The sequence below is a fragment of the Candidatus Litorirhabdus singularis genome, assembly GCF_026262625.1.
Taxonomy (GTDB): domain Bacteria; phylum Pseudomonadota; class Gammaproteobacteria; order Pseudomonadales; family Halieaceae; genus Litorirhabdus; species Litorirhabdus singularis.
Genome location: NZ_SHNN01000008.1, coordinates 1 through 24,451, shown reverse-complemented (window position 1 = coordinate 24,451; position 24,451 = coordinate 1). Strand labels below are relative to the sequence as shown.

At 50.0% G+C, this 24,451-nt stretch carries 20 protein-coding genes; 14 read left to right on the top strand and 6 right to left on the bottom strand.

The window, feature by feature from the left end:
- The first annotated feature begins 2 nt into the window (after positions 1-2).
- From EYC98_RS21500 to EYC98_RS21485, 4 genes are all read left to right on the top strand, one after another.
- Positions 3-1,244 (top strand): hypothetical protein, encoded by a 1,242-nt coding sequence (locus EYC98_RS21500; protein WP_279247474.1) that lies wholly within the window; start codon positions 3-5, stop codon positions 1,242-1,244.
- A gap of 33 nt (positions 1,245-1,277) precedes the next feature.
- Entirely contained in the window at positions 1,278-2,750 is a 1,473-nt protein-coding gene (locus tag EYC98_RS21495) for a DUF1214 domain-containing protein (protein WP_279247473.1), read from the top strand.
- A gap of 87 nt (positions 2,751-2,837) precedes the next feature.
- The gene (locus EYC98_RS21490; protein ID WP_279247472.1) at positions 2,838-4,160 is read left to right on the top strand and encodes a DUF1254 domain-containing protein; all 1,323 of its coding nucleotides are present in this window, start codon (positions 2,838-2,840) and stop codon (positions 4,158-4,160) included.
- 43 nt (positions 4,161-4,203) lie between these two features.
- A complete protein-coding gene (locus EYC98_RS21485; protein ID WP_279247471.1) occupies positions 4,204-5,961 on the top strand; it encodes an alkyl sulfatase dimerization domain-containing protein in 1,758 nt (585 codons plus the stop codon).
- A 51-nt stretch (positions 5,962-6,012) separates the two neighbouring features.
- Here EYC98_RS21485 and EYC98_RS21480 read toward each other — a convergent pair whose 3' ends face one another.
- Positions 6,013-7,038, bottom strand: coding sequence for a patatin-like phospholipase family protein (locus tag EYC98_RS21480; RefSeq protein WP_279247470.1), 1,026 nt, complete (start codon positions 7,036-7,038; stop codon positions 6,013-6,015).
- 414 nt (positions 7,039-7,452) lie between these two features.
- On the opposite strand from EYC98_RS21480, the gene EYC98_RS21475 reads away from it, so the two are divergent.
- The 3 genes from EYC98_RS21475 to EYC98_RS21465 all read left to right on the top strand — a co-directional run bounded on the left by EYC98_RS21475 (position 7,453) and on the right by EYC98_RS21465 (position 12,117).
- Positions 7,453-8,667: a potassium/proton antiporter gene (locus tag EYC98_RS21475; RefSeq protein WP_279247469.1), complete on the top strand. Its 1,215-nt coding sequence runs from the start codon at positions 7,453-7,455 to the stop codon at positions 8,665-8,667.
- Positions 8,664-9,701, top strand: a complete 1,038-nt coding sequence (locus EYC98_RS21470; protein WP_279247468.1) for an AraC family transcriptional regulator — start codon at positions 8,664-8,666, stop codon at positions 9,699-9,701. The genes EYC98_RS21475 and EYC98_RS21470 overlap by 4 nt, the downstream gene beginning before the upstream one ends.
- A 205-nt stretch (positions 9,702-9,906) precedes the next feature.
- Positions 9,907-12,117: a cation:dicarboxylate symporter family transporter gene (locus EYC98_RS21465; RefSeq protein ID WP_279247467.1), complete on the top strand. Its 2,211-nt coding sequence runs from the start codon at positions 9,907-9,909 to the stop codon at positions 12,115-12,117.
- A 103-nt stretch (positions 12,118-12,220) separates the two neighbouring features.
- Here the strand turns inward: EYC98_RS21465 and EYC98_RS21460 are convergent, their stop codons facing one another.
- From EYC98_RS21460 to EYC98_RS21445, 4 genes are all read right to left on the bottom strand, one after another.
- Complete coding sequence (locus EYC98_RS21460) at positions 12,221-12,784, bottom strand: DUF3124 domain-containing protein (protein WP_279247466.1); 564 nt, start codon at positions 12,782-12,784, stop codon at positions 12,221-12,223.
- A gap of 131 nt (positions 12,785-12,915) precedes the next feature.
- Entirely contained in the window at positions 12,916-13,704 is a 789-nt protein-coding gene (locus EYC98_RS21455; protein WP_279247465.1) for an SDR family oxidoreductase, read from the bottom strand.
- A gap of 4 nt (positions 13,705-13,708) precedes the next feature.
- Positions 13,709-14,641, bottom strand: coding sequence for an amidohydrolase family protein (locus EYC98_RS21450; RefSeq protein ID WP_279247464.1), 933 nt, complete (start codon positions 14,639-14,641; stop codon positions 13,709-13,711).
- Positions 14,642-15,175: 534 nt separating this feature from the next.
- On the bottom strand, positions 15,176-16,171 hold the full coding sequence (locus EYC98_RS21445; protein ID WP_279247463.1) for an AraC family transcriptional regulator: 996 nt from the start codon (positions 16,169-16,171) through the stop codon (positions 15,176-15,178).
- Positions 16,172-16,317: 146 nt separating this feature from the next.
- On the opposite strand from EYC98_RS21445, the gene EYC98_RS21440 reads away from it, so the two are divergent.
- The 7 genes from EYC98_RS21440 (at position 16,318) to EYC98_RS21410 (ending at position 23,653) form a co-directional block, all read left to right on the top strand.
- Positions 16,318-18,042: a sulfatase-like hydrolase/transferase gene (locus tag EYC98_RS21440; protein WP_279247462.1), complete on the top strand. Its 1,725-nt coding sequence runs from the start codon at positions 16,318-16,320 to the stop codon at positions 18,040-18,042.
- A gap of 333 nt (positions 18,043-18,375) precedes the next feature.
- A complete protein-coding gene (locus EYC98_RS21435; RefSeq protein WP_279247461.1) occupies positions 18,376-19,185 on the top strand; it encodes a hypothetical protein in 810 nt (269 codons plus the stop codon).
- A 174-nt stretch (positions 19,186-19,359) separates the two neighbouring features.
- The gene (locus EYC98_RS21430) at positions 19,360-19,794 is read left to right on the top strand and encodes a hypothetical protein (protein WP_279247460.1); all 435 of its coding nucleotides are present in this window, start codon (positions 19,360-19,362) and stop codon (positions 19,792-19,794) included.
- Positions 19,795-19,845: 51 nt separating this feature from the next.
- Positions 19,846-20,640 (top strand): hypothetical protein, encoded by a 795-nt coding sequence (locus EYC98_RS21425; RefSeq protein WP_279247459.1) that lies wholly within the window; start codon positions 19,846-19,848, stop codon positions 20,638-20,640.
- A 413-nt stretch (positions 20,641-21,053) separates the two neighbouring features.
- Positions 21,054-22,037, top strand: a complete 984-nt coding sequence (locus tag EYC98_RS21420) for a TIR domain-containing protein (protein WP_279247458.1) — start codon at positions 21,054-21,056, stop codon at positions 22,035-22,037.
- Between the two features lie 156 nt (positions 22,038-22,193).
- Positions 22,194-22,751: a hypothetical protein gene (locus EYC98_RS21415; RefSeq protein WP_279247457.1), complete on the top strand. Its 558-nt coding sequence runs from the start codon at positions 22,194-22,196 to the stop codon at positions 22,749-22,751.
- A 341-nt stretch (positions 22,752-23,092) separates the two neighbouring features.
- Positions 23,093-23,653: a PEP-CTERM sorting domain-containing protein gene (locus EYC98_RS21410; RefSeq protein ID WP_279247456.1), complete on the top strand. Its 561-nt coding sequence runs from the start codon at positions 23,093-23,095 to the stop codon at positions 23,651-23,653.
- Here EYC98_RS21410 and EYC98_RS21405 read toward each other — a convergent pair.
- Complete coding sequence (locus EYC98_RS21405) at positions 23,591-24,289, bottom strand: reverse transcriptase domain-containing protein (RefSeq protein ID WP_279247487.1); 699 nt, start codon at positions 24,287-24,289, stop codon at positions 23,591-23,593. The genes EYC98_RS21410 and EYC98_RS21405 overlap by 63 nt on opposite strands.
- Positions 24,290-24,451: the final 162 nt, after the last annotated feature.

Genomic DNA, 24,451 nt, shown 5'->3' with positions numbered 1-24,451 from the left:
GATTGAACAAGCAAATTTCGAGCGGCTTTAACAAGCTGGGGCGTCGCTTAAAGGTAGCTACATTATCGAGCTTGGCCAGCTTAATGGCTGCGGGCATGGTCCAGGCTGAGGACTGGACCGCTGTCGCCGGTCAAGAAAATCTAACCGCACTGATCAGCGGAGCAACGGCAGAAATTGAAGTTAAAGAAGGTGTGTTGGTCATTGGCAAATATCTGGCCGATGGTACTGCCAAAATAAGTGCCTGGGGAGAAACCTTTGACAGAACCTGGGCAGTAAAAGGCGACGATCAAGTCTGCTATTCTTCCTTCACCGAGACAGAATGTTTCACCTTCGAGCAGGACCTGGAAAAGCCTGATGACTATCGGGTGAGCAACGTAGAAGATCAAGAAATTATCCATTTTCGAATCACGGAGCGCGGCGATAGTGAGCGAACCATGGTTCGCCTTGACGCAGTAGAAGAAAGCGGCGGCATGGCCACGCCGTCGGCACAGGATATTGCCGCTGAACTATCGAACCCAAATACCAACCTGGGCACAATGAATTTCCAGATTGATCATATTGAGTTCGACGGCGATCTTCCAAAAGCAGGTAGCCAGAGCGCGACACGGGTTACTTTTCAGCCTTCCCTGCCCTACAAATTGAATGAAAGAAGCAATCTGTTTGTTCGTCCGGCTATTCCGTTGATCGTTCAACAGGATGTTCCCAACATTAGCGGCGACTATGACACTCGTAAATGGGAAATGGGCGATATCTCTTTCGACGCAGCAATAGGCACCGCTCTGCCGGGAGGCATAATCGCGATCGCTGGTATCGCAGGCACCTTACCTACTGCCACCCATGACGATCTGGGCCGGGACCAATGGCTGCTGGGGCCAGAGGCGGCTGTGGCAGTAATGCGGCCCTGGGGAGTAGCAGGTGTGCTGGTGAGTCACCAATGGGATGTTGCCGGTGAAGACGACTTTGATACCAGTATTACCGCGGGACAGTATTTCTATTCAATTAACATGGGCAATGGCTGGCAATTTTTCGGAGCCCCTACATTCTCTTACAATCATGAGGCTAGAAACAGCGACAACAAGTTGACACTGCCGCTGGCCGTAGGCGTCTCTAAAACGCTGTTTATCAGTGGTCGCCCTTGGAAGCTGGGCGCGCAATATTGGCATTACCTGGAGTCTCCTGATGACTTCGGTCCGGATTTCCAGATTCGCTTCAGCATCTCTCCAGTGGTAGCTCTTCCCTGGTAATGCTGCTTCGCATTGTTTTCGAAGAGAAACTACATGTTAGATCTATTGTACCGCTTAAAGGAAATGGGATTTAACAGAATGAAACTAACACCTTCCAAGGCATATTTTTGCTTAATGACACTGCTCGCCTCCTGCTTGTTCTCTGCATTCAGCGTTGCCGCGGAGAGCTCGAAGATTTCCTTATCTCGCGACCAGGTCGAGAATATCGTAAGGCGTTCGTATCAGTATGTCGCGATTTATAACGTTAATAACAAAGCGGCAGAAGCCCCGGAATCGAGCCCGATGGGTACCGGCGGTTGGAACAAACTGTCGCTAAATACCAGCCTTTTTGATGCCAGCATCAAACTCATTGCTCGCCCCAATAACGATACGCTGTACCAGATCGCCATGCTGGATCTCCGTGATCAACCGATGATCCTCGACGTGCCCGCCTTTGACTCCATGTATGTATCGTTGGAGACCTCGGCTTATGACCATTATGTCAGCGTGCCATTGAGCAGCGTCAAAGGGGATTATAAAAAGCCTGAGAAAGTACTGTTCTATACGGCGCGTACTCAGGGCTATACAGCGGGCGATGAAATTGCCGGTATTGATCGCTATCTGGAGATGAGCGGTGATTTCGTTATCGCATTCCACCGCATCATGCCCCACGCCAATGAGCCGGAGAAATTCAACCGTATTAGCGATCAGATTAACGCATTGAAATTGATGTCATTGTCTGAATATCAAGGTAAGCCAGCACCAGCGCCTTCTGCCATAAACTTCCCTGCAGTCGGCGCCACCGATGCTGATGTATTCGGCAATAACCTACTAGAAGTGATGCAGTTTATTTTCAATCACACCACCTTTGATCCGCAGGATGAGCTTGATCAAGCATTGTTAGCTGCCTACAAACCTCTGGGTATCGAGCCGGGTAAGGCCTGGGATCCGTTAACAGCTGCAAAGATAGATGGTGATCTTTTCCGTGAAGTTACAGGTGAAGTTCAGAAAACGGTGCTAGGGATGCTAGCCGATGCAGCCAATAACACCCGTTTTTTACCGCTGATATTTCAGCCCAAGGGGCAGATAGCACTTGAAACCCTGATAGTACAGTCCGTGATCGGTCCTATCGGGTTACCGTTAACGGAGGCGATATACCCACCTGTCGCAGCGCAAGATGGTAAGCCGATGAATGCCCTTAATAATTACGTGATTAAAATAAGCAAGGACGAGATGCCACCGGCGAAGGCCTTTTGGTCGCTCACCCTGTATGACCGTCAAAACGGCTTTTTCATCCCGAATGAACACAACAAGTATTCGGTTGGTGAGAACGCCGGCTTCAAGCTCAATGCCGATGGCGGTATCGAAATCCATGTCGCCGCCGAAAAACCGGCTGGCGTGCCTAAGGAGAATTGGTTGCCTGTTCAGCGGCGCGATGAGGCTATAGATCTAAGTCTTCGCATTTACGCTCCAGATTTAGAAAAGATGAAAACATGGAAAGCACCAAGCGCCGTGCTGGTGAATTAAAGCTTCGTGGCCAGCTGCTGCTTGTATATTTATCGTAACTAATGAGTGGGTGAGCTAGCTATCAGTGAATTAATGTAAGGAGATAACATGACTACTAGGAAAGTGACGATTCGATTTGGGGGCGTACTTATGATGGCTTTGCTAGCTTTGCTTGCAGGCTGCAACGGTAAAAAAGAAGTACAAGAGCCAGTAAATCTAAAAGAGGTTGCCTATGAGGCGTTTATCTATGCCTATCCTATGATGGAGCAGGTTAAAACGATAAATGGCATGTTTACCTTTATCGGGATGAAGCCAAATATTGTGGCGATGAATCCTAGATACCCTATGGACAATGTCGGTCAGCCGATCGTTGCCCCCAACCTTACCTCCATGACGGGAGGCCTGTTTATTGATATTTCAGCGGGCCCCGTGACCCTCGAAATCCCGGAGATAAAAGATAGATATAATGTTTATCAGTTCGTCGATGTATTTACCCATAATTTTTACTACCTGGGTACCCGCACCAATGGCGGGGAAGCGGGTCGCTTCACTTTTTACAATAAAAACCAGCCGAAGCCCGATAGCGGCGCCAGTACGCCAGTATTGATGGAGGGGGACCATGCCATATTGGTTAACCGTATCGACATTAAAGATAGAAGCGAATTGGATAAAGTGCGTGAGATTCAACAGGGAATCAAGGTCGTGTCAGCGCCATCGCAAGTAAGAACTTACCCAGAATACGACGAGGAAAAAGCCTATTCACCGGCTTTTGTTGAATACCTTAATGAATTACTGACCGAGGTTCCTGAGGCTGAAGCAGCATTGTTTGAACGTTTTGCAGCGATTGGCATTATGAATAAGGTAGAGCTATCGGCCGATGATTTGCAGAAAATACAAGCAGGTATTGATGCAGCCTTCGCAACAATTCAAGCAGAGTCAAAAAATCTGGATGTTGGCAATGGCTACGCAGGGGCCACTGAGATTTTTGGTACCCGCGAATTTTTGAATGGTAATTATTTAGGCCGGGCAGCCGCGGCGTATTTCGGTCTCTGGGGTAACTCCAAAGAAGAAGCCAATTACTTTATGTTGTTTACTGAAGGTGAAGGACAAATTCGATTTGCTAAAGATGAATTACCCCCTTTAACTGAGATTGGTTTTTGGTCGGTAACCGTGCATGACGAAAATATTCTCGTTGAAAAGAATGAGTACGACTCCTATGTGCTTACGATGGATCAGATGAAGTTTGAAGAGGACGGCTCTTTAATAATTACTATATCTTCCACGCCGCAACAAGGAAATTGGTTGTTCACGCCGGGTGGCAGCATGACTATTCTTATTCGAGCCTATCAGGCTGACCCCAATAAAATTGGCAGCTATGTGCCCCCCGGCTTTTACTCAAGCGGAGTAGGCGGCCACATCAAACCTAGCTAGTTTAAAATTAAAGATGCTTTTGAATAAAACAAAGGAAAATATTATGCGTATGAAACTATGCTCAGCTTATAGCCTTGCAGTAATAGTGCTTTCCAGTGTCGCGGTATCAGCGACGGCCGGCCAATACAATATGTCATTAGAAGATAGAACTGCCACGGGCTATAACGACGCCATTGCTAACCCGCATGCCGTTGAAGTAAACCGTTTGGCGCAGATGGATGAAAAAAGAGTCACCAAAATTGCCAAAGGGATTTACCGCCTTGCTGGCTGGGGTCTCGCCAACACCATCGCTATTGAAGGACCTGATGGTTGGGTTATTGTCGATGCCGGAGACAATCTTGAAGCCGCGCAGGATCAGCGTGCTAAGTTAGAAGCTAAGGTGGGGGAAGTTAAGGTTGCCGCTGTGTTGTATACCCACTCACATTACGTGTGGGGTGCTGAAGCGTTTCGTGATGAAGGAACCCAATTTTATGGCCACGAAGACCTGATGAAAACGCTGCGTGGCGATCAAGGTGTGAGTGTATTGTCAGGAAATTTTCAGCGTCGTGCGGTCCAGCAGTTCGGCATGCTACACCCGAATCAAGGTGCTGATGCCTTCCCTAATAATCTAGGCTTCAGCGCAGAGAAGCTCTCCGGCACGAAAGCCTTCGTACCCCCAACCATAACCTTTAAAGATGAGGTTATAGAAACCCATATAGTTGGTGGCTTAACCGTAGAGGTGCTGCCTAGCAAAACCGACGTCAGTGAAAGTGTAGCTTTCTATTTCCCTGAAAAGAAACTGCTTGTAGGTAATGCGCTGGCCGCTGGCACGGTATTTAATCTTTATACGCTTCGGGGCGATTGGTATCGCGATCCTCTAGACTATGTTAAAGCCGTTGATTTAGCCCTGGACCGAGACATTGAATACCATGTGGATATTCATGGTGCAGCTTACATTGGCAGAGATGCAGTACGAGCAAGCCTGCACAAAACCCGCGATCAGGTGCAGTTGATGCACGATCAAACTTATCGCGCAATTTCTCTTGGCAAAGATGCGCAAGAAGCCGCTGAGTGGATATACATGCCAAACCGTGAAGGTCAGGAAACTTACGGCCAGATAGAAAGCCATGTGAAGCGCATTTATAACGCACGCCTGGGCTGGATGGGCAATGACCCTTATGATATCAACCCGTTATCGAAAGCTAGTTTTAGTGATCATGTGATTGATGCCATCGGTGGTTTTGACGCGGTGGTGAAACAAGCGCAAGCATCCAATGCCAAGCAGACTCTCGAAGGTTGGCAGTGGGCCTTGTACCTAAGCTCTGAACTGCTCATAGCAGACGCCGCCAATTCGGATGTTAAGGCGATTCGCGCCGAAGCCGCTCGTGCACTCGGTCAGCGCACCTCGTCGGCTAATGCGCGTGGCTTCTATATTAGTGAAGCCTTATTGCACGAGGGCAAGCTCAAGTTCGGTGAGCAAACTGTGACTCACATGCAACAGTTAAATCAGGCTTTAGGTGCAGTAACACCAGCTAAATTAGCCGCGTCTCCTCTCGCTGATAATGTGCAATACCTGCGCTACATGGTGGATGCACGCTTAGCTGAAGGCAAGCATGTCGAGTTTAATGTGAGCTTCGAAGACGAAGGTGCGAGTTACGCCATTGCTTTACGTAATAGCGTGATTGCCATTACCGAAACAGCCAATGCCGGACCTACCTTTAACCTGAACAAGGACGACTGGAGCCAACTGATTACGGGCGAAAAAACCTTCGCAAGCATTGACTCTTCATTGCACGTTATCGACCAAGCCATTGGTCGATAAAAGGCCGCAGCCTATGAGGCGCTAGGGCAGGACGATAAACAGTAACAAAACCTAATTCAGCTGCATATGCCTCCAGACTTCACCTTTCAACGCCCGCTGGTAACCGTACTCAAACAGAGCCGACATATAAACAGGGTCAAAGGGTTCATTGCTGACCTCTTCCACCGCGTCCTCGGGGATCCAGGTTAGGCTGACGTCAACGCCATCGCGATTGGCAACAGCGTAAATCTGGTAGACATCACCGACGCCCTGGGTTCGAGTCAATGTTGAAATCGTGCGCCGAGTAATCTTGTAGATACTCGGAGATGTCGGGAGATACTGCGGGTGCACAAGAGAATTTCCTATTAGATAGGCATGTGGCTTTCCTTTCACCTTGAGAGTCTCCGCAACCTCATTCATGCTTACGCTGCTCGGGTACAGGAACATCTGGGCAGCTACTCCGCCATCCACGTGCATCTCATCATAGCTCTCTCCGTTTGCCTCGACAGTGAAGTAGACCGGAGGAAATGTACCGGGGATTGATGCCGATGCGCGCATGATGTCACGGATCAAATCCGCAGAATCGGGATGGCCGCTGTCTGCAATACGACCAATGTTCCAGATTACTTGCCTACCCGCATCCAGGTTAGTTGTGCCTATTAACAGCCGTCTACCTTTGCGGTGTTCAGCTGCAATTTTCTTGATCATCTCCTCGTTGACATAGCGGTTCAATGTCTCAGTTAGAGGTGAAGAATCCATCAGCCCATCATTGGCAAGTGACCGAAAAATATTGCCGATCTTGATAACGCTGTCAGTCCCTAGTGTGGTGTAAGCTTCTTTCAACTGTTGATCGTATTCGGGGCCCAGGAATGCAAAGGGGGCGATCAAAGCGCCTGTGCTAACTCCGGTGACGATGGCAAACTGTGGCCGGGTGCCCATTTCCGTCCAACCGACGAGCACACCTGCACCATAGGCTCCTTTAGACCCGCCGCCGGAGATAGCGAGATAGCTGTGCTCCTGATCTGAAATACCAGCATAGCGAGCTGTGAAGTCAACTACAGGAGTGTCATGTATCGAATAGTTGCTGACTTCAAACATTGAGGTGTCCGCCCAGTAGCGTAAGTCCGAACGGCCTAGAATGGTTGCGTCAGCATACGCCTCTACAGGGAGAGGGTTTCGCACAATACCGCTGCAACCTGCAAGCGCGAGCAGGATAATCCATAAAGAATTCCGGATTAGCTTGTTTTTCATGGCTTTCAACAAGAAATTGGTAGATCTGATATTGTAAAGATCAACTTGGGGCTGCGATATGTAAAAACACTCCGGGGCAAATTACAGGCTGCTGGTCTGGTTCTGAAAGTTGCACCTATAACGCATGAAAGCGAAACTGACTATCTGATCTACCAATCCCTAATATAGGTTAAACTGCGATGGCGTGATCTAAAATATCCACCTTGAAGTTGCCGACCGCATTTTTGCGAGACGGTTCGGACACAAACGTAGGAATAAATCATGGACGTCAGCAATGCAATATTAGTCTGTGGCACCCTACTTATCATCAGCACCCTTTCCAGTAAGCTTTCTGATCGGTTCGGAGTTCCAGTTCTCCTGCTATTTTTACTAATTGGGATGCTAGCTGGCTCCGAGGGCATCGGTGGTATAGCCTTTAATTCGCCTGAACAGGCCCAGTCCATCGGAACTGTGGCGCTGTGTATCATTCTATTTGCCGGCGGTCTGGACACACGGTGGGCATCGGTCAAATCTGTGCTTGCTCCTGGGCTAATGCTGTCAACGCTGGGCGTTTTTATTACCATGCTAAGCCTTGGTGTGTTCGCTAAGTTCGTCCTGGGCGGGTACACCTCATTTTATCTCGGCACAGACGGGCTAAGTTGGACCGAGGCTTTTCTAATCGCCGCGATAGTCTCATCTACGGATGCGGCTGCTGTATTCTCGGTTTACCGAACCAGCCCCGTGCAGCCAAAGAAAAATTTGCGTTCACTACTCGAATTCGAATCCGGCAGTAACGACCCCATGGCTATTCTGCTGACCCTCACACTGCTTGGGATTATTTCCAATGGTGACCAAATATCTGTAAGTCTGGCGGGCACTCTGATTGAGCAGTTGAGTATCGGCGGGATAGCAGGCGGATTAATAGGCTGGGTGGGAGTCACTGTTCTCAATCGGCTCAGCTTGTCCACAGCCGGTCTTTATCCAACAATGGTGTTAGGGCTGGGCTTATTATCTTTTGGTGCGGCGGAATGGTTAGCTGGCAACGGTTATCTTTCCGTTTACGTTGCCGGGTTGGTGATCGGCAATAAATTCACTAAGGGCCGCGCCGAAATCATGTCTTTCCATGATGGCCTATCCTGGCTCATGCAGATTATAATTTTTGTGATGCTCGGATTACTTGTTTTTCCATCGCAGCTAATTGAAGTCGCTGGGGTGTCCGTAGTGTTAGCCCTGTTTTTAATGTTTGTGGGCAGGCCGCTGGCGGTATTTCTTTGTTACCTACCCTTTCGCCCGAAAAAGCAGGAGCTGCTTTATGTGTCGTGGGTAGGTATGCGTGGTTCGGTACCCATTGTGCTGGCCACATTTCCAGCGACTTATGGCCTTGCTGGTGCTTCGCAAATATTCCACCTGGTATTTTTCTTTGTGCTGGTATCCGTACTTGTGCAGGGGCTGACCCTGGTTCCTGCAGCACGCTATTTCAACGTGACAGAAGATTGAACATACCACTTATACATACAAAAATACTTTCGCGCACGGTGGAGATTGCGGATCAGCTCTGCTCTAAACAAGATATCGATTCCTGTCTGCGAACATTATCTCTGAGTAGAGAAGCCATCTCGGGCAATTCCTTCCTTCCTTACGATGTTTATGCCCAGTTTGAGGCAGCTGCATCGAGAAAACTCGGGGATTCTTTTTTCGGAGTAACATTGACCAAACACTCGAACTATCTCGACCTTGGCGCCTATGCCGAATATGTGTTGGCTGCCTCTTGTCTGGGAGACGCCCTTAAGCGTGGCGGAAATGCGTTGTCGCTGATCAATCCTGGCGCGAGAGTAGACGTTAGTGACGCCGACAATCACGTCATATTGTCATTTAATTCCGGCTTAAAGGATTTGCCCGGGGCCCACTATATTGACCAGGGAATGCCGCTTCTGCTGACTGAAATTCCACGCTACTTTCTCGGTCAATCATGGACACCTGTATGGGTCGGGCTACCCCGGCGAGTTCTGAGCGGTTTCGACGATGCAGAATCCATGTATTCGGCCACCTGCAGATACCTGGAGACTGGCGCAGCTATTGCAATAAAAAAATCCGACCTTGAAGCGCCTAACCCCAGAAAAATATCGTTCTCCGAAACACCTCTTTTTGGAGATTTGAAGAATTGGCTGACACCTTCGGGAATTCCAACGTCTACCCACGATCAAGTTAAAAATATTCTGGATGTGCAGCTTCGCATCGGTGATGTAGCGGTGGATACCATTGCTAATCGGTTGCGTATTGGCCCGCGCTCTCTTCAGCGCAGGCTCAAAACAGAGGGGTTCAATTTCCGGGAGGTCTTGTCGGAAGCCCGACATATGCGTGCGAAAAAGCTTTTGGAGGAATCCCAGTTTCCCATTAGCGAAGTCGCTTATGGACTGGGCTATGAAGAAGTAAATAGCTTCAGAAGGGCTTTCATGAACAGAGAAGGCTGCACGCCAACACAGTATGCCGCGCAGCACCGGGTTTTAGCCGTAGACCTTCTTGTACAATAGCGGCAAATTTCCGTAAGTTCCCGCACCTCAAAACGCACCAATTTTGGTGTCATTCGATCGCTTATGTGGTGAGTATTTCGGCCATAGATCGCGAGCGACATATCCACCTTTGGGGAAAAACTATACACTGACGCGGGTCTTTCGTACTTCACTGAGGTGGCAAGTGCAGCTCCAGTGAGAGCGGCTACGCCCAACTGGAAAAACCATGGCCAACAGCTCACTATCTGGAAAACTTGACCCGCCAAAATTGGTGTTTTTCAGTCTATTGCTCGGGATCGCCACCGGCGTTTTTTTCGGCGAGATGGTTGCCTGGCTTCAGGTTATAGGCGACATCTTCATCAAGCTGTTGCAGGTTACCGTAATACCATTTATTTCCGTTTCACTGATAACCGGGCTTGGTAGCCAGAAGCTTGAAGATGCAAAGTCATTAGCTCTCAAGGGTGGAAGCATTCTACTGGCAGTCTGGACAATCGCTGTAGGCGTGCTGCTGTTGCTACCTTTGGCCTTCCCGGACTGGCCATCCGGTTCGTTTTTTAATACCGCACTCACAGAACAGGCAAGTGCTCCGGACTTCCTCCGCCTTTTTATACCTTCCAATCCTTTCTATGCCTACGCTAATGCGATTGTGCCGGCTGTGGTGGTATTCAGCATATTTATCGGATTGGGGCTGATTGGTCTGCCTGGTAAAGAGTCCGTATTGAAGCCCCTTGACGTGATTCGCGAAACCCTGATGAAGATCACACGCGGTGTTGCAAAATTGACCCCTATCGGTGTATTTGCCCTGATGGCCCATCTGGCTGGAACCGTTGATCTAGACGATCTTTTTCGTCTACAGGTTTATCTGGTTTTGCACGCACTTGCCTCGCTTTTCCTGGGCTTGTGGGTTTTGCCTGCTCTTGTCGCAGCGGTAACGCCGCTGGGCTATTTCGAGATCCTGCGCGCGCTGCGCACTCCGTTGATTACCGGTTTTGCCACGGGTAGCTCCCTGGTAGTTTTGCCAATGCTGCTGGACCAGTGCAAGACCTTGATAATCACTGCACAACAGCCAAAGTCAGAGCGCGCCAGAGAACGTTATGAATCAACTGTCGACATCCTGCTCCCCACCATCTACCCCTTCCCTCAAAGTGGCAATCTGTTAATCCTCCTCTTTCCGCTGTTTGCAGCATGGTATATCGGGTCGGGTGTTTCTCCTGCCCAATATCCCGCACTTATTTTTGCCGGTATTCCCAGTCTATTTGGTGGCAGCGTCATAACAATTACGTTTCTTTTGGACTTGTTCAAGCTACCCAATGACCTGCTCCAGGTTTTCCTATCCATGGACGTGGTAAATCTCCGCTTCGGTACGTTGCTCGGTGTTATGCACTATGCGAGCATCACCCTTATTGGAACAGTGGCTATCTTTGGCGGACTGCGTTTTAGCTGGCTTTTGTTTCTCCGTCTTGTGTTGGGCGGAGTTGTGTTACTTGCGCTACTAGTATTCGGGACCCAGACGTTTTATAACAACGTTGTCTCTCCGGCTTACACCAAGTCTGACGCCCTGCGGCGCCTTGATCTACTCGGGGAAAGGCAACCTTCAATCTTGCACGCCACATCGGATGCCGCAACCGATAGCACTCAGCCCAAACCCGCTAGCCTCGCCGATATATCAGCCCGCGGCGTACTAAACGTTTGTTTTCAGCCCAATGTATATCCATCTGCGTTCTACAACAGCGCGGCGCCACCTCAACTTGTGGGCTTCGATATAGAACTTGCACACCGAATTGCACAACGACTGAACGTGACGCTGGAATTTTTTCCAACACTTGATGAAAGTCATGGCAAACGTTTGCTCGATACCCGGGTTTGCGATGTTTACATGCGCGCTCTTAGCATCTCAGCAGAACGCACGGTAAAGTTCGCCATGACGCAGCCAATTTACACATCTACCGTGGGCCTGATCGTTCCCGACCACCAACGAGACGCCTTCCGCACCTGGCGAAGAACACGCCAGTTGGGGGCGGGCCTCCGGGTCGGAATAGGGGGCAGTGAATCTTCACTAACGACGGGGCGCGATCTGTTTCCCAAGGCCACTATCACGCCTATCAAAAACATGGCAGAACAGGAAAGCATCCTTGAGTCAGGCGCCGAGAATCTGGATGTTATAGCCGATCTGGCTGAGGAAGGAGCGGCCTGGACCCTGCTCTACCCAGCTTTTACTGTAGTGGTACCACAACCAGCGGTAAAAATTCCAGTTGCCTACACAGTCGCACGGGATAATGGGGATCTGTTGATATCTCTAAATGCCTGGTTGCTCGCCGAGAAAGCCCGAGGAACTATTGCGGAGCTCTATAATTACTGGTTGCTGGGCGGGGCAATAAAGCAGGAGCGCCCACCACGATGGTCAGTAATAAGAAACGTTTTAAACTGGGTAGAATGACTACAAGTGAAAAATGTCTATCGCCTGCGGTTTAGTGGGTGGCGCTTAATAATACTTATACGCCGATTTTGGTAACTATGGCCAGTTAACGTTGTCTGTGCCTTTATTGCTCGGTCATGGGGTAGGGCAGCCTTATTCCACGACTGCTGAACGAGATGTACAGATCATCCTGCGAACCAATCATCACGCTTTCCATCAGTGCCCTCGCGCCATTGCGGGGGCTACTCCATTGCACGACGAAATTGGCACCAGAGCCGCCCTTACTGTCAGTCCTTTCCAGCAGGTAGTCGGCTGTCGCCATCGGCGCTAGCGACACTGGCGAGTCCAGATAAGAGCGCACCTGCTTACCACTGGTGTCATACAAATCGATAGCACTGATCTCCATTGCGTGCAGCGGGTCCGGATTGCGAATCGACAGAGTCGCCTCCAACAAAAATGGCTCGCCCCCCATGGCATAGATATGGGAATAAACGGGGACATAAGTGTAATTGACAATCGTACCATCGGGTCTCGCCTCTGCTGGCAAAATCTGTGGCTGCTGGTAGCGCAAGCGGTCCTGAATTGTTTCTGTAGAGTTGATCAGGTTTCCAAGGTAGATAATGAGTGCCACTATAGCCAATCCGGCTATGACGCTGATTACTTGCATTGCCGGAATTCTTTTTGGCATTAGGTTCTCCAAGCAGTAAATATCAGCCAATTGTAGGCCGAACTTCAAGTAAAGGCACCTGTCGTGAATGCCACAAGACTTCGGTTTAGAATAGAGTGCGCTACCGGCGGCAGTTCAAGACAGAAACAGTCTCACACGACCTGGGCGGCACCGCCGTCAACAGCGATGGCGGTGCCGGTCATATAGCTAGCCGCGTTAGATGCCAGAAAAACGACAACGTTAGCGATCTCTTCCGCACTGGCCACGCGCCCAAGTGGAATTTTGGCCTCGATACTTTTTCGCAGCGACTCAATGGTTGCGCAACTGGCGGCGGAGCGCTGCTGCAGCATGCCGGAAACGCGATCAGTATCCGTCCAGCCCGGGCATACCGTATTCACCAATACACCAGAGTCTGCAACTTCATTGGCTAAGGTCTTTGCCCAACCCAACACCGCGAGCCGCAAGCTGTTGGACAACATCATGTTATCGAGAGGCTGCTTGACCGAGTACGAGGAAATATTAATCACCCTGCCCCAGCCAACCTTTTGCATCTCGGGCAATACCAAATTGGTCAATCTCACCGCGGACTGCAATGTCAGTTCGAAGCTCTGCGCCCACTGGGCGTCAGTAATAGAACTGTGATCACCGGGCGGGGGGCCACCGGCATTGTTCACTAGCACCTCTACCTGCCCGTGCGCGGCGTTAGCGGCTTCAACCAGCGCCGCCAATTGTTCGGGCTCCGTCACGTCTGCCTGCAGCGCAAATACCTGTCCCCCGCCGGCGCCGATCAATTCGTCACGGGCAGCCTCGAGAGTCACAGCGTCACGCGCACAAATCGTGACCCTGGCACCTTCCCTCAAAAATCCCAGCGCTGTCGCTTTGCCGATACCTTTACTGGCAGCGGTAACCAGCACAGATCTATCCTTTAAACCAAAATCCATAGCTTCAACCTCCGCTGCTTTGCGTCGGGTTGCTAGCGAGATAGGGGTTATCTATTGCCAGGTTGTTATACATCAGCCCACCTTTCATCACAGTGAGCTTACTGTGGTCTTGCAGCATAGTGATGTCGGCCAATGGATTGCCATCAACGATCACCAAATCTGCCAGCGTGCCTGCCTCCAGGGTGCCCTGACTACCGCCCGGATCTGCCGCCAAACCGCCGTAGCGGGTTGCACAGATGAGGGCCTCGGCCGGTGGCATACCAAACAACTCTACAAAGTACTCAAGATCGAATGCGTAGCTGCCATGGGGCGCGATACTGATGCCGTAATCTCCACCGACAACCAATCTCACCCCCGCCGCTCGCAGCTTGGCAACGGAAACGATGGTCGCCTCAATTTCAGCTTCATAGCCTTGCGCGCGGACCATGTCCTTGCTGACACCCAGGGTCTCACACAACTCCAGATACCTGATTTCCCAGGCCAGAGCCGGCCCTACGAACAACGAATCCTTTCTCTCCGCTATCAGATCAACGGCTTCATCGTCTAGATAGTTGGCGTGGCCGATCAAATCCGCGCCGGCACGCACGGCCTGTTTGACTGCTGCCGCCGAACGGGCGTGGCAGGCCACACGCAGGTTTCTGCGGTGGGCCTCGTCGACCAGCGCGTGCACCTCTTCGTCAGTAAAAGACAGTTCGCCGGGCTTACACTGCGGATTTATCGCCTCTCCATCGATGAATATTTTTACGATATCCACCCCCATTTTTCGTTGCTCACGTACCGCCTTACGTAGCGCCCAGGGCCCGTCCTCGATTTGGCTCAGCCCACCATCAGAATCAATATTACTGGCGGTTGCGCCAATATCTTTACCTGCCGCCACCAGCCTCGGACCTATGATGCGAGAGTATGCAAATAGTGAGACGGCGTTATTTATATCCATATGTCTAGAATAGTGGACATATAGACGGTCGTCAATGCCTACCTTGCTGGTCACAGTTCGGCGCTGCCACGAGCAGAGCCATTGATGATTTCGGCTGGCGTCACTGTCGAGTATAAGTAGAACAAACGCCCTTTTCTCCCCCACCCAACCCTAAACATTCTGAGTACTGCAACCACTTGTCGCGGCTGAAACGGTCTCCAGCGTGGTCCGGCATCCCGGAAGTTGAAATCGGTCAGACAAGCCCAGAGATTCCTGGGTACGCATGCAGTGGTCAGCAATTTATTCAATATAGTCCCTCCGTCTAGCTTTCTGTGATACTGGACACAGCTGGCAGCCTGGGTAGGCATGTGGTCAGGGCGGAACACTATCGGAATCTTAGGGCAGGTGCGTTCGCAGAGTGGGGTATGGTAGTTGCTTGAACAGACTTAGCGCAATTACTGCCGCCTTCAGGGTTTAACTCGCCAATACCGGCCAGTGCGTTTGCAGAATGGGGAATGGAGGTTGTTTGAGATCAGATGGCGAAAGTCAGCGGTCTCAATTAGTTAAGTTGCCAATACCGTCGGACCCCCTGTCAGTATTTCTTGAGAGAGTATCTGACGGCAATTCATCAAATATAGTGCGGTAATCCTTGGAAAACTGACTCATGTGCCAGAAGCCCCATTTTGCTGCCACGTCGGATATCGAGGCCCCTAGCTGCGTCGCGCCCCATAAATCGCGGTGAGCACCATAAAGTCGCTGAGCCGTGACGTAGGCTTTCAAAGTCATCCCTATCTCTTGTTTGAATAGCAATTGTAGTGAGCGTAGCGAGATATCGGTCTCACTACAAAGCTCAGGAACACGGAGAGGTTTATGTTTGTTCGCCTCGACAAAATCGAGCACCTTTTTTATGGCTACCTGTTTCTTCGTTGTCGGTGTCGTTGCTATGTTAGCGTCGAGGGAAAATAGCTCGAGCATGCACAAAACTATCTGATTTTGAATGCCTTCATAGTATTCATTATTGTAGGCTGCCTGGCTTGATGTAGTAGCCAGCCACTGCGCCAGACGCAATAAGTTGCGCATTGGTTCAACCCTCTTTTCATCGAGGCGAACTACCATCTCTGAAGGCGTCAGGGTATTACCCGGTCCAAAAATATTGCAAAAGTGAATATTTTGCTCCAACAACTCTACTGGAATAGAGAAAGTAAAGACGCTGAAGCCTGGACGCGAAACGCACTCAATCTCGCCGTGAATCGGGAACAATAGTAGAGAATTCGCACTGACTGTATGACCGAACCACCGAAACTCGGTACAGCCGGAATTGGGCAGCGCGAAAGTTCGCATTCCAGGAGGCGTAGTACCCCGCTGATCCACCTGACAGCCGAATCTTGCGTTGGTCAATAAGAGCGAGGATAGCCGGCCCTGGAATATCTGAGGGGAAAACTTCTCCACGCGCAGTTGGCGAAACTCCGTCCCCCAGCCAGAGGCGAGATCTGACAACTCGGCAAAGCTGTCAAAGCTGCGGTTAACCAGTAGTTGCGTGGTGTCTTCCAAGTTAGCGTCCTTTTCTGAAGGCACGTTTCTGCGTTTTTTCGATATTGCTTGGTAGACACAATGCGCTACTATGCGGCTTGATTCAAGCAAGGCCTGTGGGAGGGGTCCCCTTCCAGTTTCACGTAACCAATTAAGAAGGTGAACTTATGAATTGGAAAAATTATGTCGCATTTCTCGCGGCTGTGCCTCTGCTAGTGGGCATAAACGCTCCTGTACAGGCGAAGAAGAAAATTATCCACGATTCCGAACATTACATTCTCCAAGCTCAGCACGGTATTAAATGGGCAAAAGAGGATGCTGATATTCAGGAAAAATTGGCAGCATTGAAGGAGAAGCACGGTCGTTCACCCAATATCATTCACATTATGTGGGATGACACTGCAGTTGGAGAAATAGGGATACCCCAAATTCAGGCAGGTCGCGGTTTTTCAACGCCCAATATCAACCAATTTGCGGCAGAAGGGCAATACTATTCACGTATGTACACTGAACCCTCGTGTACACCATCACGAGCTGCCTTCCAAACTGGTCGCAACGCGGTAAGATCTGGTATGTATACGGTTTCTTTCCCTTATGAATATGGCGGGATGAGTGAACAAGAGACCACCATTGCTGAAGTACTCAGTGATGTAGGTTATGCAACAGCATTTTATGGAAAAGGTCACCTGGGAGACATTGAAGAGTCTTACATGACTAATATGGGTTATGACGAAGCACTTTGGTCTCCTTACAATCAGGTGCCCAGTATGTATGTAGCCCGTGGTCAACTTGGGCCAATGTTTCCCACTTCAGTCATGCCAGAGCTTTATCCGGATGACCCCTACGATATGGATCCGGGTTGGAGACCTCGTGGGTATGTTTGGGCTCTGGAAGGTACAAAAAATGGCCCAGTCAAAGAGTGGGGGACGCCGCCAAATGAAGATGATTATTATGCATTGGAAGGTGAGTCCCAGGCGCGCACCATCAAATTTATCAAAAAGAGTGTAAAAGCTGAAAAGCCTTTCTTTATCTCTTACCAGCCGGTTGCTGCTTCATTCCTCGGTACTAAACCGGGCGAAAAAAAGCTTACCGTGAATGGAAGTATGATCCATGAATTCCTGGTAGGGCTTGATAATTGGATACCTACCCTATTACAAACACTAAAAGATGAAGGCGTAGAAGATAATACACTGGTTATTCTCATGGCTGACAATGGCCCCATGACCCACTATGGACCTCCAGGTATGGCTGAAACACTTTACCGAGGTGGTAAAGGTGATTTTACAGAAGGTGCTGTTAGGGTTCCTTACCTTGTACGTTGGCCTGGTGTTGTCGCTCCCAATCAAGTTGTTGGAGATATAATTCATATCACCGACCTCTTCACTACTTTTGCTACATTGGCAGGTGCAACCCATAAGATACCCACTGACAGAATCATCGATGGTGTAGATCAAACTTCACTGCTGTTTAATGGTGATACCCATAGCCGTCGTGACTATGTGAATATTTATACCGGTGATATCTTGGCTGCTCAGGTAAAAGGTCGTTTCAAACGTCATTGGACAGGGGAATTACCGGGTCTTTCAGGGGCGTCATTTTATGACCTTTACAACGATCCACGTGAAGTTCAGCCTCAAATGCTTCCTGGTTTCACTACAAAAACAATGTTTGACATGATGAGAGCGCGTCACAATTTGTGGGAAAGAAAATACCCTAATACGAAGCATCCAAGAGGAATGCCTCTACACGGTCTTGAAAATCCTCGTCCTGCGGTGAAAAAAGCTGGGGAGTTCCGGATTGATCCAAAAGACTTACCGTTTGATGCAGAGGAGTTCCTTGAGTATGACCTTCCTTATGACCCTTCAATGGAAAGATGGGGCGCAGGAAGTTAGTCACTCCCGCCCTTCGTGAAAGAAATAATTTCAGCGCTAAACTGAAGTAATAGAGACCCCGCATTTTTGCGGGGTTTCTATTTGTGGATGACTGGCCTCTACGAGTCGATGGCGGCCTTTATGTTTTTTTTTGGCTTTCAAATTATTGTTTGTCCAGTTGTCGATTGAGTGGCGCTGACCCTCTCCGCGGCGGCTTAATCCCAGTGCAGGTATCCACTTATACAATTGGGATTGCTGTTTAGAGAACTAGGGGCACCTCTTTCTTTTCTTCACTACCCTTAGGTATTGGTTCCTGGCCCAGGAGAATTTTGTGGTTTACACAGTGAGAATCCAATGAGAAGACAGTCCGCCATATTGATTGTGTTGTTAGCAGGTGCTGCCCTAATTACTTCTAGTTTGACCAGAGCAGATAGTAAGGAGGACGACCTGGCTAAACAATCCCAGAACCCCCTGGCCTCGCTGAGCACAGTGCTGCTCGAATACAATTATGAGGACGGCGCTAACGACGAAAATGTTTCAGACCACGTCCTTAATCTAAAGCCGGTTCACCCTTTCTCCCTTGAGGGTGGAGATACAGTAATCGCGCGCGCGGTAGTGCCCTTGATCAATCTCGACGAAAGAGCTTCGGGGTTCGGTGGGGAGTCTGGAATGGGCGACGTCAACATGACTGCCTGGTATGTCCCTGCTCCCACTGGCGACATCAACTGGGGCGCTGGCCCAACCATGACGGTACCGTCTCATACCAACGACGCGCTTGGCAGCGACGTATGGACGGCAGGTGTCTCTTTTGTGGCGGTCACCAGCCCCGGCAATTGGTTGGTAGGCATGCTGGTACAAAACCAATGGGATTTTGCCGGTGACAGTGATGAACCGGATGTTAACCAGTTTCTATTCCAGTATTTCCTCAATTACAATTTCGAGAGTGGCTGGTATCTAACGTCAACCCCCGTCATCACAGCCGACTGGGAGGCCAGTAGTGATGACAGATGGCGTATCCCCTTGGGAGGTGGTGCAGGCAAAGTAATACGTATTGGCGGTCAGGCCGTCGATCTAAAGTTGCAGGGGTTCAAATATGTTAGCAGTGCCGACAGCGCGCCAGACTGGACCTTGCAGTTCCAGTTCAAGCTACTATTCCCACAGTAGTGAACCATCCTCATCCTCGTGGCCGCATCGCATGCTGAGGTTAGCTATTGGCGGGCGCTTGGCCAGGGGCCACCCAACGATTGGACAGAAACAAAGGGAAGTAGTGTTGAACTCAAAACGAATATTTAACACTGGTATTCCCAGTGCAACACTAGCCTTGTTGCTGGTGATAGTGTGTCCGTCAATGTCCGTGTTGGCGGAAGAGGGGGCGATTATACGCGACACAATCTCGGCGTTTTTCTCGGTGCCACGAAGGAGGCCAGTGGCCCCATTGAATCTACGTGGGGGCTGGAATACGGCTATCGTTTCACCCAGCACTTCGGCGTTGGTTTTGTTTACGAAAAAACGGACGAAGCTCATCCCGGCGACGGGGCAGAAGTACTGCTCGGTTCGTTGTACTACAATCCATACGCGAACTGGCGCCTTGGTATCGGTGTAGGGCAGGAGGAGATAGGTGGGTCACATAGCCACAAAGAGACCCTCTACCGCGCTAGCGTCGCCTATCACTTTCACGTGGGGAAATTTGCGTTATCGCCACTCGCTGCAGTGGACTGGGTAGACGTCGATAATTTGTATGTATTTGGGGTCGCGTTTTCGCGTCCGTTCTAGTGTGACTGCATCGTATTTGTAACGCTGAATAACCTAGGGAAATAGTAACCCATGATGTATTCGAAAGTTTTTACTGCAGGTACCGTTCTTGTCTTTGTCATGAGCCTACCGGTAGGGCTAAAGGCGCAGGAAAGTGAAACTTCCGACCTCAAAGATATGTCTGATCCTTTAGCCGTCTATACCCGAGCCGCTGTCGGTGTTACCAACAGAGGCATCAACATTAAACTTGGAATTGAGTCTAAGGATGGTGATGCCGATAAGGCACTTATGAATGTGTTGGAAATTAAGGGTATTGGAGGGGATGTCATAGGTTGGGATGGGGATTACCTACGAAGTAACTCCGTCGATTCTCTGCGGTACCGTTATTTTTCTCTCAACAAAAAGAATGGCCGCGGTTCACAAATGGATGTCACCTATGACAGGAATCAGGAATCGGGCGTAGTGAGTTACAGTTTTTTACAGGGTCTCCCGAAATGGAAGAATTTCAACCTGTATCCGTTGCTAGGTGCAGGCCTTGCCTATGCCAATAATGCACTACAAGATGACGGTAGCTTCCAAAGTGGGCTGTCGGTTCCGGGTGCACTGGCTGTGGTTGGCATGTATGGGAAATATACAGTCAACGAAACAATATGGCTCAACTATAATCCGTTCTGGTCGGTTGGCTTGTTAGGGTCAGACAATTTCATGGACCATGGCTTCGAAGGACACTCTTCAGTGTTAACCCATGAAGTCGCCGTGTCGTACAAGTTGAGCTCGCGTTCTAATGTGCGTTATTTTGCAAACTGGTCGCAGCACACCAATTTTGACGATGGTGTGCATCGCATAGAATACAATTATCAGTTTTGAAACGGTAGTCCGGTAGGCAGGCCCACAGCAGTATCTCTATCAAAAGACAGGGGTTTCCCCTCTGTTGAATTGCACTGAATATTGAGCCAATAGGTGCCGACAATTGCACGTTGGGGTGACCCACTTCCAGGACTAGAAATATCATGCTATTCGGCGCCTTGAGATAATCGAGGCGGGTGAATTTTCAATGCAAAACCTGAGGGTTTAATTCAACAATCAGGGCACAAGCCTAGCTTGCATGCCGAATATATGAATGCAACTCAGACCTATGAAACCTATCGAAAATCGACTTGCAAAAGGGGATGGTTCCTATAGGACAAGTTAACTGATCAAAACCCACCGCACGCCCGCACGTGGTCTATACTTTATTCGCTAAATACCGGATTGGGGCCCTTCGCTGTGATGAGGTTGCAATGACAGATATATTTCTTTCCTATGCCCACGAAGACCGGCACAGGGTTGAGCCTCTGGTCGATGCGCTGTCTGAGAGAGGCTGGGATGTCTGGTGGGACAGTCAGATCAACGCAGGTTCTCACTTCGATATAGAAATTGAGTCAGTACTGGACTCGGCCCGCTGCGTGTTGGTCGTGTGGTCGAAGTACTCGATAGGCTCGCAATGGGTGCGGTCGGAAGCGCACGAGGGTATGGACCGGGACATCCTGGTTCCCGTTCTGATCGACGATGTACGGCCACCGATGCCCTTTCGCCAGATACAGACGAAGATCCTGTTCGACAAGCAAGCGCATGGCAGATTAGTCGACGATGATCTGGTGGCGGGAATTGAGCGGGCATTTGCCGGCGAGCAGGATTATACGCCTGCAATAGTCAGTGAGCCGCAGCCGTCTTTTTCTCCAGCCGGAATTATCGACAACAAACCCACTATTGCGGTATTACCCTTCAGGACCATCTCCAATGGTGATGAGGAGGCTTACCTGGCTGATGGAATAGCCGAGGACCTTATCGTCAACCTGTCATATAGCCGTCTGTTCCCCGTGATTTCTTCTGCCACAGCTTTTCGCTTTCGCGACAGCGAGCACGGCGCGCTCGAAATAGGCCGGAAACTCGGCGTCAAATACCTGATTACCGGTACTGTGCGGAAAAGTGCCGACAAGGTCCGCATCACCGTTGAGTTGGATGACTGCGAGAGCGAGCGCCAACTTTGGTCCGATCGTTATGTGGTTAAGGCGGACGACCTGTTTGAGCTGCAGGAGGAAATGGCTGAGACTTTGATCGCCAAGCTCGACCCGGCCATCAAGGCTGAAGAGATGAGTCGTATTCGCCGCGCACCTCCCAATAGTCCTGTTGCCTGGGATCACGTGCTCAGGGGGCTCTGGCACTACAACAAATACATCAAGGCAGAAAACGATCTGGCAATTACCGAGTTCGAGTATAAGTAGAACAAACGCCCTTTTCTCCCCCACCCAACCCTAAACATTCTGAGTACTGCAACCACTTGTCGCGGCTGAAACGGTCTCGCTAACTATACCGTCTATGGTGTAGGGTAAACAAAGTGTCTATTCCTAATTCATTCCGATTGGTAAAGAAAAATGTCGATGCCCTCCACTGACCTTATCTGTGACAAATGCGGATTCCAAGGCTCCGATGATGTTGTTTGGGGTGATTTTCGGTATATCAAAGATGGGCTTGAGATTGACTTGAGTCGAACGCTCGGCTGGTGCGCTGATTGCAGCGACTTTGTACCGATGGAGGATTTCGCGGTTAAAGACAAGTTGTTGTCCGATATTGACGAAGCTCTGGAGGCTATAAAAGTTCGCACGAAGCGGTGGGCTTTATTCTCTCTACTTAATCGCAAGGACAGGCTGGACGAGCTTGAGAGGCTTTCGGCATTGATTGCCCAGTTGGCCTTGATCGGAGAGAGGAAAGGCTGTGAACGGTGTCTCCAGTGCGGCAGCGTCAATGTTGAACGGTTTGACGGAGACTATTCCGGACTCGCTCAATATGCCTCGAAGGAAACAACCGTCAATACTGGCTTTTTGCACCCAGGCTGCGGTGGAGAATTCATGGCAAGCATTAACCCGATGCGATTTCACTGTATATTTGAGCCGAGGCTCTTTTCGGTCAACGGGCATCGGCTTGATCACCAGATTTGAAGTGCTTAATGCTAGTTGAAATAGTTCAGACTTGATCTGACAAGCGGCGTAAATCCGATGCAGACGCCATGTCCGCTTTCACCTCAAAAAGGACATTACGCTAAATCGAATTCCCGCACCTAGAATACGCATGCAGGGGGATTTTGCAGGGCAGTGCCTGCCAGAGGTAACCCTGCGACCTAATGGGTTATAACTGTCAGTTATTTTTACACTTCGGTTATATAGCTCGCAGTTTTAAGTTGACATATTCGGCATTGCCCCTGATAACGCTCGTGTTTTTATTAGTTGGCGCTATCCTTGCATGTCTACTCCCAATTAGGACAATCATCAAGGCATTGAATATGTTAAACAAACTCAGGCTCCTCACCCTCGCTATCCTTTTCCACGCAACGGCTTCCTGGGCGACGCCCATGGACTACGCCCTCGACATCGATTGGACATCTGGTGGCTTATCCGGCACCAGCAGCACGATCTTCCTTACCTTGGATGAGTTGACGTCCACCAGCTATGTAGTGTTCAAGCCCGGTGACGCAGCGGGTAGCGAGCTTGTGAGCTTCGAGGTAACGATCGATGGTCTCACGTTTACGGAGGCGTCGGAGACAGAGTACGCTGGGGCATACCAGGCGCGTGTGGGATTCTTAGCTGACATGTTGGATTTCATTGACTACACCGGCCGCGGCCCCGGCACCTTGCTGAGCATTGACTTCGTCGATGCGGGCTCAAAGGTGAACCGCGTTCTGTATACTGAGATCGGAGCCAATGAAATTATTGGAGTGATCGACGCATCAAGCTTGGCTCCTGTTGATCGAGTCGACGTGCCGGTTCCAGCAACCCTCGCTTTATTCGGCCTGGGCCTCGTTGGCCTTGGCATCACCCGACGGAAACGTGAAACTCACGGTTAATCCTTTTAAACCTGCTGTCGTCCAACGTAACCAGCGGGTGAGATAGTCATCAAGCGCAGCGGCCCTCTCTTGGGCCGTTTGCTTTCGCTCATAAAGCCGATGCATTTTCTCTACCGCATTGGCTATCGTCTTCGTCGCCAGTTGCAAACCTGCTCGGCTGAAGTGATAGCCTAAAAAATCAAATCCCTTGTTTATGCGCCCGATGAACGTCTTGTCGGGGTGTTGCTCTAATCCCAGCGACTTGAAGATTTCGTTTAGCCGCTTGATGGCTCTGCGCAGTCCCCAGCGCCGCTTGCTCATGATCAGTACATCATCCATGTAGCGGACATAGAATACGTCCTGCTTTTCCAGGGCTTTATCCAGTTCAGTCAGGAAGAAAGCACCCAGTAGGGGACTCAGCGGACAGCCACGCGGCAAGCCCTGCTTGATGTCCCGAAACACACCGCCTCGTTCCACGCAGCGCCGCATGGACTGCCACAACAAGTTGAGCGTAAAGCGATCGGTGAGGTAGACAGCCAGCTTTTCCAACATCAGGTTGTGGTCGATTGATTCATAGAACGACTTCACATCCGTGCGCATGACAAACTGGTTAGAGGGAGTATAAGTAGAACAAACGCCCTTTTCTCCCCCACCCAACCCTAAACATTCTGAGTACTGCAACCACTTGTCGCGGCTGAAACGGTCTCCAGCTATTATAAATATGCTAATTAGTCACTCATTGAATATTAATTGCCTGTATTTGTGAGGCTTATTATTAATGGGGCTCTCCCAACTCGCAAGATGCCCTGCCAGCTTCAT

What these genes read in the sequence shown, in the direction of transcription:
- EYC98_RS21455 (WP_279247465.1), bottom strand. Translation starts at nt 13,704, where the DNA reads ATGGATTTTGGTTTAAAGGATAGATCTGTGCTGGTTACCGCTGCCAGT.
- EYC98_RS21425 (WP_279247459.1), top strand. Translation starts at nt 19,846, where the DNA reads ATGATGTATTCGAAAGTTTTTACTGCAGGTACCGTTCTTGTCTTTGTC.
- EYC98_RS21450 (WP_279247464.1), bottom strand. Translation starts at nt 14,641, where the DNA reads ATGGATATAAATAACGCCGTCTCACTATTTGCATACTCTCGCATCATA.
- EYC98_RS21490 (WP_279247472.1), top strand. Translation starts at nt 2,838, where the DNA reads ATGACTACTAGGAAAGTGACGATTCGATTTGGGGGCGTACTTATGATG.
- EYC98_RS21440 (WP_279247462.1), top strand. Translation starts at nt 16,318, where the DNA reads ATGAATTGGAAAAATTATGTCGCATTTCTCGCGGCTGTGCCTCTGCTA.
- EYC98_RS21435 (WP_279247461.1), top strand. Translation starts at nt 18,376, where the DNA reads ATGAGAAGACAGTCCGCCATATTGATTGTGTTGTTAGCAGGTGCTGCC.
- EYC98_RS21475 (WP_279247469.1), top strand. Translation starts at nt 7,453, where the DNA reads ATGGACGTCAGCAATGCAATATTAGTCTGTGGCACCCTACTTATCATC.
- EYC98_RS21460 (WP_279247466.1), bottom strand. Translation starts at nt 12,784, where the DNA reads ATGCCAAAAAGAATTCCGGCAATGCAAGTAATCAGCGTCATAGCCGGA.
- EYC98_RS21415 (WP_279247457.1), top strand. Translation starts at nt 22,194, where the DNA reads ATGCCCTCCACTGACCTTATCTGTGACAAATGCGGATTCCAAGGCTCC.
- EYC98_RS21485 (WP_279247471.1), top strand. Translation starts at nt 4,204, where the DNA reads ATGCGTATGAAACTATGCTCAGCTTATAGCCTTGCAGTAATAGTGCTT.
- EYC98_RS21465 (WP_279247467.1), top strand. Translation starts at nt 9,907, where the DNA reads ATGGCCAACAGCTCACTATCTGGAAAACTTGACCCGCCAAAATTGGTG.
- EYC98_RS21420 (WP_279247458.1), top strand. Translation starts at nt 21,054, where the DNA reads ATGACAGATATATTTCTTTCCTATGCCCACGAAGACCGGCACAGGGTT.
- EYC98_RS21410 (WP_279247456.1), top strand. Translation starts at nt 23,093, where the DNA reads ATGTTAAACAAACTCAGGCTCCTCACCCTCGCTATCCTTTTCCACGCA.
- EYC98_RS21495 (WP_279247473.1), top strand. Translation starts at nt 1,278, where the DNA reads ATGTTAGATCTATTGTACCGCTTAAAGGAAATGGGATTTAACAGAATG.
- EYC98_RS21480 (WP_279247470.1), bottom strand. Translation starts at nt 7,038, where the DNA reads ATGTTTGAAGTCAGCAACTATTCGATACATGACACTCCTGTAGTTGAC.